Source organism: Bradyrhizobium sp. 2TAF36, assembly GCF_052114925.1.
GTDB lineage: Bacteria > Pseudomonadota > Alphaproteobacteria > Rhizobiales > Xanthobacteraceae > Bradyrhizobium > Bradyrhizobium barranii.
Map to the genome: position 1 here is coordinate 137,201 of NZ_JBFRFR010000002.1, position 14,712 is coordinate 151,912.

A 14,712-nucleotide genomic window follows, 5' to 3' on the forward strand; every position below is an offset into this window, starting at 1 on the left:
TGGAGCGCTCCTCGGGATGAGGAGATCGATCTAGCCCGCGGCTTTCGACGCGAGATCGGCGATCGACTTCATGACCGCGTCCCGCACGCCGGCATCATAGAGCGAATGTCCGGCTTCTTCCACGATCCGAATCTCGGAACCCGGCCAAACTTTCGCAAGCCGCTCGGATATCTCAGGAGGGCACAACAGATCGTAGCGGCCCTGCACGATGATGCCGGGAATGCCGGCGAGCTTGCCCGCATTCCGCAACAGCTGGTTATCCGTCATGAAGCTGTCGTGGACGAAATAATGCGCCTCCATGAATGGCGTCGCGGGCAGCGTGCGCCACACGTTCAGCGATGCCAGGTCCAGCCGTGTCTTTGCCGCCTTGTGCTCAGACAGAGCGCGCTCGGTGTCGTGCCAGGCCCGCGACGCAGGACCGTGCACAGCCGGATCGGCATCGAGGATGCGGCGCCAATAGGCGTCCACCGGGTGTGCGCGCTCATCGACCGGCAGCACGCTCAGAAAATCCTCGAAGAGCGCCGGATAGAATTGTGACAGGCGCGATGTGAAAGCGGTTTCGACCTCGGCGCGGGTGCCCAGGAAGGTTGCGCGGAGCGCAATGCCGGAGACACGCTCGGGATGCGCCTCGGCATAAGCCAATGCCAGCGTCGCCCCCCAGGAGCCGCCGACCACCATCCAGCGGTCGAAGCCAAATTTCTCGCGGATATTCTCCATGTCCGCGATCAGATGCGCCGTCGTGTTGTGCTCGCGCGATCCCTTGGGCCGGCTGCGACCGCAGCCGCGCTGGTCGAACAGCACCGCGCAGAAGCGTTCGGGATCGAACAGCTTGCGATGGTCGGGTTGGCAGCCGCTGCCGGGCCCGCCATGCAGATAGATGGCGGGGACGCCGTCAGCACGACCGACGCTCTCGACATAGAGCTCGTGGCCGTCGCCGACGTCGAGCATGTCGGAGGTCAGCGGCGCAAAGGGATCGGCGCGTTTGGCGGATGCGGCCGCGTCGGCGTCAGGCATCATTCCCGGATTCCAGAGTGCCGCCGGCGAAATTGCGATAGAGGAAGCGGTTGGTCTCGCCCTCGGCCTCGCGCTCGGCCTGCTTGAAGATGGTCTCGTGCAGCGGCGACAGCGCGCAGGCGGGGTCGGTGTTGGCGGCATCGCCCGTCAGCGCAAAGGCCTGGCAGCGGCAGCCGCCGAAATCGATCTCGCGGAATTCGCAAGATTTACACGGCTCCTTCATCCAGCCGGTGCCGCGATAGCGGTTGAAGGCGTCGGAGTTCTGCCAGATCCAGGCGATCGAATGGTTGGAGCGCACGGATTCGAACTCGAGCCCGGTGATGCTCTCGGCGGCGTGGCAGGGCAGCACCTTGCCGGCCGGCGAGATGTTGAAGAACTGCCGGCCCCAGCCGCCCATGCATTTCTTCGGCCGCAGCGCGTAATAATCGGGAACGACATAGTCGATGGCGAGTGTGCCCTTCAGCCGCTCGCGCGCCTCCTCGACGATGCGGGTGCATTCGTCTAACTGCGCCACGGTCGGCATCAGCGCGGCGCGGTTCTTCAGCGCCCAGCCGTAATACTGGACATTGGCGACCTCGAGCCGGTCGGCATCGAGATCGATCGACATCTGGATGATGTCGGGGAGCTGGTGCAGGTTCTGCCGGTGCATCACCGCGTTCACGGTGAGCGGCAGATCGAGCTCGCGCGTCCATTTCGCCACTTCGAGCTTCTTGCGGTGTCCGTTCTTGTAACCGGCGACGCGGTCGGCGATGCCTTCCTCGACACCCTGGAAGCTGATCTGCACATGGCAGAGGCCGGCGTCCGCGAGCGCGCTGAGCCGCTCGCGCGTCAGCAGCACGGCCGAGGTGATCAGATTGGTGTAGAGGCCGGCATCGCTCGCATGCTTGACCAGCTCGACGAGGTCCTTCCGCGCCGTCGGYTCGCCGCCGGAGAAATGGACCTGAAGCACGCCGATCTCGGCGAGCTCGCTCAAGACCTTCTTCCACTCCTCGGTGGTCAGCTCCTTGCCGGAGCGGTCGAGCTCGACGGGATTGGAGCAATAGGGGCATTGCAGCGGGCAGCGATGCGTGATCTCGAGCAATACGGCGAGCGGAATGCCGAACGTCTCCGCTGTCGAGCGTTGCTTCTCCAGCACCGCGAGGCTGTCGCTGATGTCGGGCGGAAGATTGCCGAGCAGGTCGCTCATGACGTCTTCTCCCGGGCCTCGGTGAGGAAGCCCTTGTCGGCGAGATCCTGCAGCATGACGATGACGTCGGCCAGGATCGCTTCGCGCGGCGCGGCGTATTTCGCGGCCAGCTGGTCGGCGACGTCGCCGACATTGCGCTCGCCGTCGCAGAGCTGCAAGACCTCGACCGCGATCTCGTCGGGCGCTAGCACCCGTTCCGGCGCCAGGATCACCCAGACCTTGCGCGTCTCGTCATATTTCAGCTTGGCATGCCGCGGCAGCACCGGGCGGCTTGCCTCGCTGACGCTGATGTTACGCGGCCCGGCCATCGCGCTTGTCCCTCAGCTCGCTTTGGGCACGAACGCGCCCGGCGGAATGTGGCCCTCGACATAGGCGTGCTGGAGTGCGTCCAGCTGCACCCATAATACGTTGGTCTTGAAGATCAGCGCGTTGCAGACGGAGGCGCGCTGCTCCGGCGTCGTGGCATGCGCCTTGACATAGTCGAGCGCGAAGCCGGCATCGCGCGGCGCCTGCGCCAGCCGCCGCTTGAAGTAGCTCATGATATCAGGATTGACGAAGTCGTAGTGCTCCAGCATGCCGGAGATGCGCTCCTCGTGCAGGTTCGGCGCGAACAATTCGGTGAGCGAGGAGGCAATCGCCTCCAGCGGGCTCTTCTCGCGGCAGTAATGGACATAGGCTTCGACCGCGAAGCGCGTCGCCGGCAGGATGCCTTCGGTCGATTCCACATAGGCCGTGTCGAGGCCGAGGCCTTCGGTCAGCTTCAGCCAGCGCTCGATGCCGCCCTCGCTGCCGACGTCGCCGTCATGGTCCTCGATGCGGTGGCGCCATTCCAGCCGCGTAGCGCGGTCGCGGAAGCGCGAGATCACGACGGCGTCCTTGATCGGGATCGTGCTCTGGTAATAGTAGCGGTTGAGCGCCCAGGCCTGCACCTGGCCCTTGTTCAGCTTGCCGCCGTGCAGCAGCTTATGGAACGGATGCAGACTGTGATAGCGCGTCGCGCCGATATGGCGCAGCGTCGCCTCAAGCTCCTCGGCCGAGTTGAGCCTGATGTCCTTGCCAACAGAGAGCGCGGTCATTCCAGTCAGTGACGCGGCATTCACAGCACGATCTCCGTTCCGTCGGCGGGTATCCGCCAGCCCGCGGCTTCAAGCGCTTTGCGCTCGGGCGTATCGGGCAGCAGCGCCGGATTCGAGTTATTGATATGCAGAAACATCTTCCTGTCGAGAGTGAGGTCGGCGAGGCGCGCGATCGCGCCATCGTGACCGGACATCGCGACATGGCCCATGCTCTTGCCGGTCTTGTGGCCGAGCCCGGCCTTGATCATCTCGTCATCCTGCCAGACCGTGCCGTCAAAGAACACCAGTGCGGCGCCGTCGATCTCGGCCTTGAGCGCGTCGGTCACCTCGGCGCAGGCGGCGATGAAGTAGAAGCACTTGCCGGTGCTCTTGTCCGTGATCTTAAGGCCCAGCGTATCGCCGTCGCCGGTCTCGCCGCCGGGATGCGCCTTGCCTTCCAGATACCACGCCGACTTGCCCGGCACCGCGAAGGGCAGCACCTCTATCCCTGAGCGCGCGCCATCAGGCAGCCGCGGCTCGAACGGCTCGTGGATGGAAATCGGCTGGCGCTGTACGCTCTTCTCGTTCAGGGCGTTGAAGATGCTGTTGCTCTTCAGGATCGCCAGCACCTTCTGATGCGCATAGACCGTGAAGGGCGAGCCCTCGCGCATCGACAGCAGACCCGCGACCGCATCCACCTCGCTGTTGGTCAGGATCACGCCTGCAACAGGCGTATGGCGCAGCGCGCCGGCCTTGGGATGCAGCTGCGGCGTGGCGTTCAATTGCTGGCGAAGGTCGGGGGAGGCGTTGATCAGGAACCAATGCTCGCCGTCGCCACTGAACGCGACCGAGGCCTGGGTTCTCTGAAACTCATGGCCATTTTCACGGGCCGCCCGGCAGCCCTCGCACCCGCAATTCCATTGCGGGACTCCGCCGCCGGCCCCGGCGCCCAGGACGACGACGCGAAGCATAATACGTCTCCTGGAGGGAACGTCGCGAGGTGGATCTCAGGCCGACACGGATGCCGACAAAGTTCGTGTCTTCCGGAAACCGATCGTGACCGAAAGATCCACCTGCGCAGAAACCACCAACCGCTTACTTGCGGGTGGCGCTCACATACATGTTGATTTCCATGCCACAGGGCACTTCGACGATCTTCGGGGCTTTCCAAGCCATTTTGGCTCTCCATTTTCACGAATTCGGACGTATCCGCCCAACGGTTAAAGTAATGCGAGCGGAAAACTTCGCTAGTGAAATCTTCCCGAGAAAGCCATGTTGCGCCGCGAAAATGATGTTGGAACATCACTTCCCGTGATGCTGCCTTGCGCGTGGCGCATTCGGTCGCGAACCCTGTCCTGATAAAGCAGTTGTGAGTGCAGTGCAGCTTTCAATCCGGTACAGGCCTCCCAATTTGGACCCTCGTGATGCCCAGATACTTCTTCAACACCCGCATCGGCGACGAATTGATCGTGGATCCCGACGGAGAGGACCTGCGTAACCCCGATCGCGCCTGGGAGGTCGCCCGCCAGATGATCCTGGAGGTGGTGAAGTCGGAGGGCGCCCAGCCGGCGCTCATGGAGGCCGTGATCGAGGTGACCGACGACGACGGGGAGATCGTGCTCGAATTCCCGTTCACCGAGGCCCTGCTGGACATCCCGGATCAGTCCGCGACCAGGCATTGAGGCCCCCGCGCTCTCCCCCGTCATTGCGAGGAGCCCTTGCGACGAAGCAATCCAGACTGTCTCCGCGGAGGGATTCTGGATTGCTTCGCTGCGCTCGCAATGACGGAGAATGAGGCGCCACCCGGCGCCAAACCCGCTCTTCCTCCCCGCGAAATCCGCATGGCTTTGCCGCGTTCCCGGCGCTAAAAGACGCCGGTTAAACGGAGCAAGCCATGCAAGATCTCTGGCGCCTGTCGGCCGCCGACCTCGCCACCCTCGTCAAGGCCAAAAAGGTGTCCGCCCGGGAGGCCGCCAAGGCCGGCCTCGCCCGCCTGGACGCCGTCAATCCCCAGCTCAACGCGGTGATCGACCACCGGCCGGAGGACGTGCTCAAGCAGGCTGACGCCGTCGATGCCGCCATCGCCCGGGGAGAAGACCCCGGTGTGCTCGCCGGCGTGCCCGTCACCATCAAGGCCAATGTCGACCAGGAAGGCTTTGCCACCACCAACGGCCTGAAACTCCAGCGCGACCTGATCGCGCACGAGGATAATCCGGTGGTCGCCAATTTCCGCAAAGCGGGCGCCATTCTGCTTGGCCGCACCAATTGCCCGGCCTTCTCCTATCGCTGGTTCACCACCAATCTGGTCCATGGCGACACCAAGAACCCCCGCGATGCCTCGCTGACCCCGGGCGGCTCGTCCGGCGGCGCCGGCTCGGCGGTCGCGGCCGGCATCGGCCATATCGCCCACGGCACCGACATCGCCGGCTCGATCCGCTATCCCGCCTATGCCTGCGGCGTGCACGGCCTGCGCCCGACGCTCGGCCGCATCCCCGCCTTCAACCCGGCGCTGCCGGAGCGTCCGATCGGGCCGCAGATCATGGCCGTCTCGGGCCCGCTGGCGCGCACGGTCAACGATCTCAGGATCTCGCTCGAAGCCATGTCGGCCCGCGACATCCGCGACCCCTGGTTCGTGCCGGCGCCGCTGGAGGGCCCCGCGCGGCCGAAGCGCGCCGCGCTCTGCCTCAATCCGGACGGGCTTGCGACCAAACCGGAGGTGAAGGCGGCCGTGACTGACGCCGGCAAGCGGCTGGAGCGCGCCGGCTGGACTGTCGAGGTCATCGAGAACACGCCGCCGATGCGCGAGGCGGTCGCGTGGCAGAGGAAACTCTGGCTTGGCGACGGCTATGAGGCGCAGCTGGAGATGGCTGAGCGCGAAGGCGATCCCGGTGCGCTGGCCTGCCTGCGCGGCAATCGCGCCAAGGTCACGCCGATGGACCAGGCGGACTACGCCAAGGCGCTCACGCGCCGCGCCGCACTGACCCGCGACTGGATGCTGTTCTTCGAGAAATATGCCGTCGTGCTCACGCCGGTGTCCGGCGAGTTGCCGTTCCCGGATCATCTCGACCGCAAGGACAGTGAGTCCTTCGAGCGTGTCTGGGAGGCGCAGATGCCGCAAATCGCGACCCCGTTCATGGGACTGCCGGGCCTGGTGGTCTCCACCGGTCTGGTCGGCAAGGCGCCTGTCGGCGTGCACATCGTGTCCGGCCGCTATCGCGAGGATCTGTGTCTGCTCGCAGGCGAAGCGATCGAGGCGGGCGGCGTGCCGCCGTCGCCGATCGATCCCGTGGGTTAGTGATGTCTGTGATCTACGACTTCAAGGCCAACTCGCTTCTCGGCGAGGAGGTGCCCATGCGCCGTTTCGAGGGGCAGGTGCTGCTGATCGTCAACACCGCGAGCAAATGCGGCTTCACGCCGCAATATCGCGGGCTGGAGGATCTCTATCGCGACCTCTCGCCGCGCGGCTTCTCGGTGCTCGGCTTTCCCTGCAACCAGTTCGGCGCGCAGGAGCCGGGGCAGGCGAGCGAGATCCAGTCCTTCTGCTCGACCCATTACGACGTCACCTTTCCCCTGTTCGAGAAGATCGACGTCAACGGCGCCCATGCGCACCCTCTGTATGACTACCTGAAACGCCAGCAATCCGGCCTGCTGGGCGCCTCCATCAAATGGAATTTCACCAAATTCCTCGTGGACCGTGCCGGCAAGGTGATCGCGCGCTACGCGCCGACCGCCCGTCCCGAAGGATTGCGGCAGCAAATCGAGACCCTGTTATGAGCGAGACAATCATGAGCGACGAATTTCCGGACCGCCTGTCGGTCGACCCGAACAGCCCCTATTACAACGCGGATATTCTCTCGCGCGACGTCGGCATCCGCTTCAAGGGTGTCGAGAAGACCAATGTCGAGGAGTATTGCATCAGCGAAGGCTGGGTCCGCGTCACCGCCGGCAACGCCAAGGACCGCCACGGCAATCCGCTGACGATCAAGGTGCATGGTCCGGTCGAGCCGTATTTCAGGGATAAGAAGTAAGCGCGCGTATACTCTGTCCTCGTCATTGCGAGGAGCGCAGCGACGAAGCAATCCAGGGTCTTTCCGCGGTGACAGTCTGGATTGCTTCGCTCCGCTCGCAATGACGAACGTTTCTCACCGTTAGCGAAAGCCAATCCCATGTCCGTCCGCATCGTCGACGTCCGCGAGATCACGAAGCCGATCTCTTCGCCGATCCGCAACGCCTATATCGACTTCACCAAGATGACGACGAGCCTCGTCGCCGTCGTCACTGACGTCGTCCGCGACGGCAAGCGCGTCGTCGGCTACGGCTTCAATTCCAACGGTCGCTACGGGCAGGGCGGCCTGATCCGCGAGCGCTTTGCCTCGCGCATCCTGGAGGCCGATCCGAAGTCGCTGCTGAATGCGGCCGGTGACAATCTCGACCCCGACAAGGTCTGGGGCGCGATGATGACCAACGAGAAGCCGGGCGGCCATGGCGAGCGCTCGGTCGCGGTCGGCACCATCGACATGGCGGTGTGGGACGCGGTGGCGAAGATCGCAGGCAAGCCGCTGTTCCGGCTGCTCGCCGAGCGGCACGGCGTCAAAGCCAATCCGCGCGTGTTCGTCTACGCCGCCGGCGGCTACTACTATCCCGGCAAGGATCTCTCGATGCTGCGCGGCGAGATGCGCGGCTATCTCGATCGCGGTTACAACGTCGTGAAGATGAAGATCGGCGGCGCGTCGATCGAAGACGACCGCACCCGCATCGAGGCGGTGCTGAAGGAGATCGGCAAGGACGCGCAGCTCGCGGTCGATGCCAACGGCCGCTTCGATCTCGAGACCGGCATCGCCTACGCCAAGATGCTGCGGGACTATCCGCTGTTCTGGTACGAGGAGGTCGGCGATCCCCTCGACTACGCGCTGCAGGCCGCGCTCGCCGAATTCTATCCGGGCCCGATGGCCACGGGCGAAAACCTGTTCAGCCACCAGGACGCGCGCAACCTCATCCGCTACGGCGGCATGCGTCCCGACCGCGACTGGCTGCAATTCGACTGCGCGCTATCCTACGGCCTCTGCGAATACCAGCGCACGCTGGAGGTCCTGAAAACCTACGGCTGGTCGCCGAGCCGCTGCATCCCCCACGGCGGCCACCAGATGTCCCTCAACATCGCAGCCGGCCTCGGCCTCGGCGGCAACGAGAGCTATCCCGACCTGTTCCAGCCCTACGGCGGCTTCCCGGATGGCGTGCGCGTCGAGAACGGCCACATCACCATGCCCGACCTGCCGGGCATCGGCTTCGAAGGCAAGTCGGATCTCTACAAGGAAATGAAGGCGCTGGCGGAGTAGGATTGGGCTCGACGGCCGCGCCGACACTCTCCGTCATTGCGAGCGCAGCGAAGCAATCCAGAGTCTTTTCGCAGAGGCAGTCTGGATTGCTTCGTCGCTGCGCTCCTCGCAATGACGGCGGAGAGAGCTGCGTTCTGTCACGCCTATTGCAAATGCTGCTCGCGATCATCTCTTGGTTGTGATATCGTGAACGCTCTCGTTGATCGAGAATAATCATGAAGCAGCCCTGCGTGTACATGTTCGCCAATCGTCGCAATGGGACGATCTACGTCGGCGTCACCTCGAATCCGCCGCGCCGCGCGTTCGAGCATCATGAGGGCCTGGTGAAGGGCTTCTCGTCGAAATACGGCTGCAAGCTTCTCGTCTGGTACGAACTGCACGCGACAATGACCGATGCGATTGTACGTGAGAAGCAGATCAAGGGTGGCAGCAGAGCGAAGAAGCTTGCGCTGATCGAGAGCGCCAATCCGGACTGGACGGATCTCTACGAGACGCTGATCTGACTACAGGGGGAGTGGCGGTAGTAGGCGAGAGGGCGCCACTCATCCCGTCATTGCGAGCGTAGCGAAGCAATCCAGAATCTTTCCGCGGAGGCAATCCGGATTGCTTCGTCGCAAGTGCTCCTCGCAATGACGGCGGAGGGACCTTGGTCACTGCACGCCCTCCACCCGTGACAACAACATCGGCTGCAGTGCACCATACATCAGCGTGCGCCACAGCCATTCGATCGGGCCGTGTCGGTAGTGGCGCAGCCACCATGCGCTGAACAGCACCTGTCCGACGTAGACGGCGATGCCGATAGCGAGGGCCTGGGTGATGCCGAGCCGTCCGAACAGGCCAAGGCCGTAGCCGTAGAAGATCCAGCCGAAGATGAGCGATTGTGCGATGTAGTTGGTGAATGCCATCCGGCCGAGCGGCGCGGCCCAGCCGAGCAGCCTCTTGCCGCGTCCGAAACTGGCGATGAAGAGGATGGCGGCACCATAGCCCAGCGCCAGCAGGATGTTGCCGAGCGGCTCGATGCCGACGTAAAGCAAGGCCGCGCCGAGACAGATAGCCGGAAGCGCGATGACGAGCAGGCCGCGGGCATTTTGCAGAATGCCGCTCCGCCAGGCCAGCGCTCCGACGAGAAACAGCCCGATCGTGCGCAAGAAGACGAACGCGTGCAGGGACGCGATGAGAGGAATTTCGCGGAGACGAAACGCCAGCACGTCGAGGAAGCCGCCCGTCGCATAGATGCGATTTGCATCCATGACGTCCCGCCAGATCGCGGTCCTGCCGGGAAACAACCCCGCGGGCGGAAAGGCCTGCATGGCCAGATACAGCGCGAGAGACGCCAGCGCGGCGAGCGTCAGCAACCAGCGCGGGCCAAACAGGAACGGCAGCACGATGAATCCCGCCAGTGCATATTCGGTGAGGATATCGCCGTTCCAGATCAGGCACAAATGAATGACGCCGAACACCAGCAGCACAGCGAGCCGCCGCAGGAGCAGGAAAGTGCGGCGCTCGCTGTTCGCGAGCCGGTCGAATTGAATGGCAAGGCCTGCGCCGAACAGCAGCGAGAACAGCGCAAACGCCTTGAGCTCCACGGCCTGCGTCAGGATCGTTTCGACAGCGCGATCAACCGGCGAAGCAAGCGTCCTGGCACCAAGAAACTGCTCGAAGATCGAAATGCGAAATTCCATGACCACGTTGATGGCCATGACGCCGAACAGGGCAATGCCCCGCAGCACGTCGATGGCGTCGATCCGGTCCGAGGGGCTTATTGCCCGAGGAGATGCGGCACCATCGGATGTCATGGAAGAATTCCAATTGTAGCTCGACGACGCGTGGCGCGGGGCGAGATGCCTGCCACACGCTCCGTCATTGCGAGCGCAGCGAAGCAATCCAGAATCTCTCTGTGGAGGCAGTCTGGATTGTTTCTTCGCAAGAGCTCCTCGCAATGACGATGTGGCGAAAGTCTGCCATCCCTTACGAAATTTCGCTCCTCACACGCGTTGCAGCAGCGGCCGCAAGCTGCGGATGTCGGTCACAGCCTCAATCGCATACACCGACTTGATCAACCGCTCGGCCTTCTCGCCGCCGACCACTGGGGCAATCAGATCGCGCGCCTTGTCGATGACCTCGTCGCGCGTCATCGGGTTGCGCGGCGTGCCGCGCACGGCGGTGACGCGTTCGGAGAGGCGGCTTCCATCAGTGAGCTCGATCTCGACGACGGCGACGCGCACCGGCAATAGTTTGGCCAGCTCCTCGTCGCGCACCAAATTCACTTTGGCGCGCTCCTTCAAAACCGCCGCGTCCTGCATGCGCGGCTTGTCGTGGGCGGCGTGGAAGGAGGCGGTCTTGTCGAGCAGCATCACGGCGACCATGTGCTGGAGACAGATGTCGGGGATGTCGCGGTTGTCCACGACCTCGGCGACGGACGGCGCGAGGCGCACGGTCACGCGCTTGACCTGATCGGCCTCGAACGCCTGCTTGCTGCGGATGGCGTAGACCGCATCGAGCGGTCCCTGGATCGGTGAACCCACCGTCCATTTCTTGATGTCGGTGCCTGCGATCTCGTAACGCTCGCCAAGCTTCTCCACGAGTTTGCCGGTCGCAGCCTTCGGCGCATAGGCCAGGAAGTAATTGTCTGGCCCTGAGAACACGTCGTCGACGCCGTTCCAGTCCGAACGCACCAGCAGTGCTGACGTCACGCCGTTGCGGGCCGGCATGCCGGCGAACACAAACCCTTTCTCGATATGGTCGACGTCGCGCCGCCACACGATGAAGCCGGAGGATTGCTGCGCGGCATAGTCGAGCACCCAGCGCATCCGGCGCGCATCGAAGCCGGCGACACAGGCGGCAGCAGCCGAGGCGCAGAACGTGCCGGCAATGCTGTGCGTGCTCAGCACGCTCTCATAGCTGAAATCGGCCCCGCCCATTGCCATCACCACGCGCGTGCCGACGTCGTAGCCCAGCGTCACCGCACGCAGAAAATGGGCGCCGTCGATTCCGAGGTGTTCGCCGAGCGCAAGTGCCGCGGGAACAGTCGAAGAGCCGGGATGCGAGCGCGACGGGCTGTGCGAATCGTCGGTCTCGTCGGCATGCGCCATGACGCCGTTGGCAAGCGCGGCCTCGACTGGCGACGCGGTGAGCGATGTGCCGGCAATGGTCGATGTCCCCTGCGCAGCATTGGCGCGAATGTAGCGCTGCGCCGCCTGACCGGGCGGCAGCTCCGATCCTGATACCATCGACGCCAGCGTATCGAGGATGTGGTGCTTTGCTTGTTCGACGACTTCGGGTGGCAGCGCGCGGGTTTTCGCAGCGCTCATGTAGTCGCACAGCGCCGTCATTTCTGGCCCGGAGCCAGATCCCTCCGCGAAACTCCGTGCGGGCGAAAGCGAGAGGCTGGTTGCCGCCGCTGCGGTCAGGCCGAGAAAGTCGCGTCGTTTCATGGTGTCCCGTCTTTGGTGCAGGAACTGATGAAACGTCTAGCGCTTAGGACAGCCGCGTGTCTAGTAGCCGACGCTGGCGCCAGAAGCGCCCTGGGTGCCACCACATCCTCCGTCATTGCGAGCGCAGCGAAGCAATCCAGTCTCTCTCCGCGGAGACAATCTGGATTGCTTCGTCGCAAGAGCTCCTCGCAATGACGATGGGGCGCGAGCAGGGCTGCCCCTACGACAGCCGCATATCCAGCAGCCTGCGCCCCTCGCCCTTCAGCAGCTTCTTCACCGCGCTCGACGCCACGACCTCACCGTCGTTGGCGTAGGCTTCGTGGTTCTTCTCGATGTCGTCGAGGCGGTAGAGGTAGTTGACCATCACGCCGGCGGACTCGCGTGCGCCTTTCGGCGAGAGGTCGCCGAGCCAGTTGATGCGCTCGAGCCGTGCGCCGTTGCCGAGATGGAAGCGGGCGACGGAATCGATCAGCTTGCCCTTCGGCGTGCGCGCCTTCAGGAAGTAATAGGCCGCGAGCGGCTCGATCACGGTGCGGAGCAGCGTCGTCGTCTCGGGGTTCTCGAACCATTTGGGATCGTCGAGGCGCTTCAGCACCTCGCGGTCCTCGTCCGAGAGCGGCAGGTCCCTGTCCTGCTTCACCCATTGCATGAAGCCCGGCACCGGCGACAGCGTCACGAAGGTGTCGAGTTTTGGCGTCTCGCGGCGCAGCTCTTCGACCACCTGTTTGATCAGGAAGCTGCCGAAGGAGATGCCGCCAAGCCCGCGCTGGGTGTTGGAGATCGAATAGAACACCGCGGTGCGCGCACGCTCGATCGGCAGATGCTGGCGGTCGACCGCCAGCAGCGGCGCGATCGCACCGGGGATCGTCTCGGTCAGCGCCACCTCGACGAAGATCAGGGGCTCGTCAACCATCGCGGGATGGAAGAAGGCGTAGCAGCGCCGGTCGACCGGATCGATGCGGCGGCGCAGGTCGTCCCAGTCGCTGATCTCGTGCACGGCTTCGTAACGGATGATCTTTTCGAGGATGTTGGCCGGGGTCGACCAGTCAATCCGGCGCAGCACGAGAAACCCCCTGTTGAACCACGACGAGAGAAGGTGCGAGACGTCGCGATCGAGCGCGGCGAGATCGGTGTGCCCGTTCATCATGCCGAGCAGATCGGCGCGCATGTTGACGAGATCGCCGGTGCCGCCCGGCGCGCGGTTGAGGCGGCGGATCAGCTCCTGCCGGCGCGGCTCGGAGGCGAAGTGCAGCGAGCTCGCGTCTTCGTCACTGGGCTTGGCGCGCCATTTTTCGATCGCCTTGGACAGGCGTTCGCGATCGGGGCCGAAATCGCGCACCAGGGCTTCGAAGAAGGCGCGGCGTCCTGCCGCATCCAGCTCCTGGTAGATGTCGAGCACCTCACGCGCCATGGCAGTGCCCGAAGCTTCGCCCCGGCCCGACAGCAGCGCACCGCAGAGCTCGATCAGCCCGTCGGCATCGTGCTTGGTGTCGTCGGAATCCCCGCGGCGCAGCAGCGTGCGGCCGCGATCGGAGATGGTGGCGAGCAGGTCTGAGAAGAAGGCGTTGGCCATCTGGTCGTTTCGATTCCGGTTTGTGCGCTGCGGAAGCTTACACGGGATTTAGGCGGAAGCCGATCACAATCAAGCAGGGGAATTTTGTATCTTTCGTGGTGCCATGCGCCACCAGGAAAGCTGTCATGCCCCGCGAGGGCGAGAGTGCCACCAAAGCTGTCATGCCCCGGCTTGACCGGGGCATCCAGTACGCCGCGGCCTCTCGGCTCAATCACGGCCGTCTGGAATACTGGGTCGCCCGGTCAAGCCGGGCGACGACACCGTGACTACTTCCCCGCAAACTCCGTCGGCGTCCGCCCCGTGACCTGACGGAATGCTGCCGAAAACGCCGGCACGCTGGCATAGCCGAGCTGGGTGGCGAGCTGCTTCACCGACACATTGGGGTCGGTCGACAGCCGCTGGATCGCTGCCGCAACCCTTGCGCGCTGGCACCAGCTCTTGAAGCTCAATTGCGTCTCGGTCGAAAACAGCCGCGACAACGTACGCACGGAGGTTCCGACCTCGCGCGCCAGCGTGTCGATGTCGTGCAGGCCGGTGGGATCGTCGAGCACGATCATCGCGGCGCGCCGGCAGCGCGGCTCATGCGGCAGCGGCACGAAGGTCGCGGAATCCTCCGCCTGGTGCAATTCCAGCATCACCAGGCGGACCAGCAGCTCGGTCCGCTCCTCGGTGTTGCGTGTGTCGAACAGCGCGAGGATCGCCTGGTTGAGCAGCGGCGATACTCGCACCACGAATTCCTTGGTCAGCCCCTCATAGCGTTGCTCGCGCTTGAGCCAGGGCAGGTCGAAATACAGCGTGCGCATCTCGATGTCGGCGAGCAGGTCGAGGGCATGCTCGAGCCCGGCCGGCACCCAGACGGCGCGGTCCGGCGGCACCAGCCAGCGCCCCGCGGGCGTCGTCACCTGCATCGTCCCCCTGGCCGCGTAGATGAGCTGTGACTCGCGGTGCATATGCGGATCGATCCGCATGCCCTTGGGATAGTCGCGTGCAACCAGGTGCACGCCCGCGGGCGAGAGATGGTTGCTCCGGACCTCCCGGAGGATTGGCGTTTCCAAGACATTCATTGGCGGCATCCCGTCATGGGTCCGACATATAACTCATTTCGGAGCAAGAG

At 64.2% G+C, this 14,712-nt stretch carries 16 protein-coding genes; 6 read left to right on the plus strand and 10 right to left on the minus strand.

Features of this window, described 5'->3' with window-relative positions; all coding sequences use genetic code 11:
• Positions 1 to 30: 30 nt before the first annotated feature.
• From pip to pqqA, 6 genes are all read right to left on the minus strand, one after another.
• Entirely contained in the window at positions 31 to 1,017 is a 987-nt protein-coding gene (pip, locus tag AB4Z51_RS01770; RefSeq protein ID WP_085405210.1) for a prolyl aminopeptidase, read from the minus strand.
• Positions 1,007 to 2,200, minus strand: a complete 1,194-nt coding sequence (pqqE, locus tag AB4Z51_RS01775; RefSeq protein WP_441496912.1) for a pyrroloquinoline quinone biosynthesis protein PqqE — start codon at positions 2,198 to 2,200, stop codon at positions 1,007 to 1,009. Before pqqE ends, pip begins: the two co-directional genes overlap by 11 nt.
• A complete protein-coding gene (pqqD, locus tag AB4Z51_RS01780; RefSeq protein ID WP_028147039.1) occupies positions 2,197 to 2,508 on the minus strand; it encodes a pyrroloquinoline quinone biosynthesis peptide chaperone PqqD in 312 nt (103 codons plus the stop codon). Before pqqD ends, pqqE begins: the two co-directional genes overlap by 4 nt.
• Positions 2,509 to 2,520: 12 nt before the next feature.
• Complete coding sequence (pqqC, locus tag AB4Z51_RS01785) at positions 2,521 to 3,276, minus strand: pyrroloquinoline-quinone synthase PqqC (RefSeq protein ID WP_175618535.1); 756 nt, start codon at positions 3,274 to 3,276, stop codon at positions 2,521 to 2,523.
• Positions 3,277 to 3,296: 20 nt separating this feature from the next.
• Entirely contained in the window at positions 3,297 to 4,226 is a 930-nt protein-coding gene (pqqB, locus tag AB4Z51_RS01790) for a pyrroloquinoline quinone biosynthesis protein PqqB (RefSeq protein WP_441496913.1), read from the minus strand.
• Between the two features lie 124 nt (positions 4,227 to 4,350).
• Positions 4,351 to 4,431 (minus strand): pyrroloquinoline quinone precursor peptide PqqA, encoded by an 81-nt coding sequence (gene pqqA, locus AB4Z51_RS01795; protein ID WP_007595659.1) that lies wholly within the window; start codon positions 4,429 to 4,431, stop codon positions 4,351 to 4,353.
• Positions 4,432 to 4,679: 248 nt separating this feature from the next.
• Here pqqA and AB4Z51_RS01800 point away from each other — a divergent pair, with 248 nt between their 5' ends.
• From AB4Z51_RS01800 to AB4Z51_RS01825, 6 genes are all read left to right on the plus strand, one after another.
• Complete coding sequence (locus AB4Z51_RS01800) at positions 4,680 to 4,937, plus strand: DUF6894 family protein (RefSeq protein WP_063981427.1); 258 nt, start codon at positions 4,680 to 4,682, stop codon at positions 4,935 to 4,937.
• Between the two features lie 212 nt (positions 4,938 to 5,149).
• A complete protein-coding gene (locus AB4Z51_RS01805) occupies positions 5,150 to 6,550 on the plus strand; it encodes an amidase family protein (RefSeq protein ID WP_085405206.1) in 1,401 nt (466 codons plus the stop codon).
• A gap of 2 nt (positions 6,551 to 6,552) precedes the next feature.
• Entirely contained in the window at positions 6,553 to 7,029 is a 477-nt protein-coding gene (locus AB4Z51_RS01810; RefSeq protein ID WP_441496914.1) for a glutathione peroxidase, read from the plus strand.
• Complete coding sequence (locus AB4Z51_RS01815) at positions 7,026 to 7,283, plus strand: DUF3297 family protein (RefSeq protein WP_015684132.1); 258 nt, start codon at positions 7,026 to 7,028, stop codon at positions 7,281 to 7,283. Before AB4Z51_RS01810 ends, AB4Z51_RS01815 begins: the two co-directional genes overlap by 4 nt.
• Before the next feature lie 138 nt (positions 7,284 to 7,421).
• Complete coding sequence (gene tarD / locus AB4Z51_RS01820) at positions 7,422 to 8,591, plus strand: D(-)-tartrate dehydratase (RefSeq protein WP_071910182.1); 1,170 nt, start codon at positions 7,422 to 7,424, stop codon at positions 8,589 to 8,591.
• 215 nt (positions 8,592 to 8,806) lie between these two features.
• Positions 8,807 to 9,094: a GIY-YIG nuclease family protein gene (locus AB4Z51_RS01825; RefSeq protein ID WP_085405204.1), complete on the plus strand. Its 288-nt coding sequence runs from the start codon at positions 8,807 to 8,809 to the stop codon at positions 9,092 to 9,094.
• A gap of 147 nt (positions 9,095 to 9,241) precedes the next feature.
• On the opposite strand, the gene AB4Z51_RS01830 is transcribed toward AB4Z51_RS01825, so the two are convergent.
• From AB4Z51_RS01830 to AB4Z51_RS01845, 4 genes are all read right to left on the minus strand, one after another.
• On the minus strand, positions 9,242 to 10,387 hold the full coding sequence (locus AB4Z51_RS01830) for a DUF418 domain-containing protein (RefSeq protein ID WP_085405202.1): 1,146 nt from the start codon (positions 10,385 to 10,387) through the stop codon (positions 9,242 to 9,244).
• Between the two features lie 189 nt (positions 10,388 to 10,576).
• On the minus strand, positions 10,577 to 12,025 hold the full coding sequence (locus tag AB4Z51_RS01835) for an MmgE/PrpD family protein (RefSeq protein ID WP_441496915.1): 1,449 nt from the start codon (positions 12,023 to 12,025) through the stop codon (positions 10,577 to 10,579).
• Positions 12,026 to 12,245: 220 nt separating this feature from the next.
• Positions 12,246 to 13,598, minus strand: coding sequence for a malonyl-CoA decarboxylase (locus AB4Z51_RS01840; RefSeq protein WP_085405200.1), 1,353 nt, complete (start codon positions 13,596 to 13,598; stop codon positions 12,246 to 12,248).
• Positions 13,599 to 13,864: 266 nt separating this feature from the next.
• Entirely contained in the window at positions 13,865 to 14,662 is a 798-nt protein-coding gene (locus AB4Z51_RS01845; protein WP_167768049.1) for an AraC family transcriptional regulator, read from the minus strand.
• Between the last annotated feature and the right edge of the window lie 50 nt (positions 14,663 to 14,712).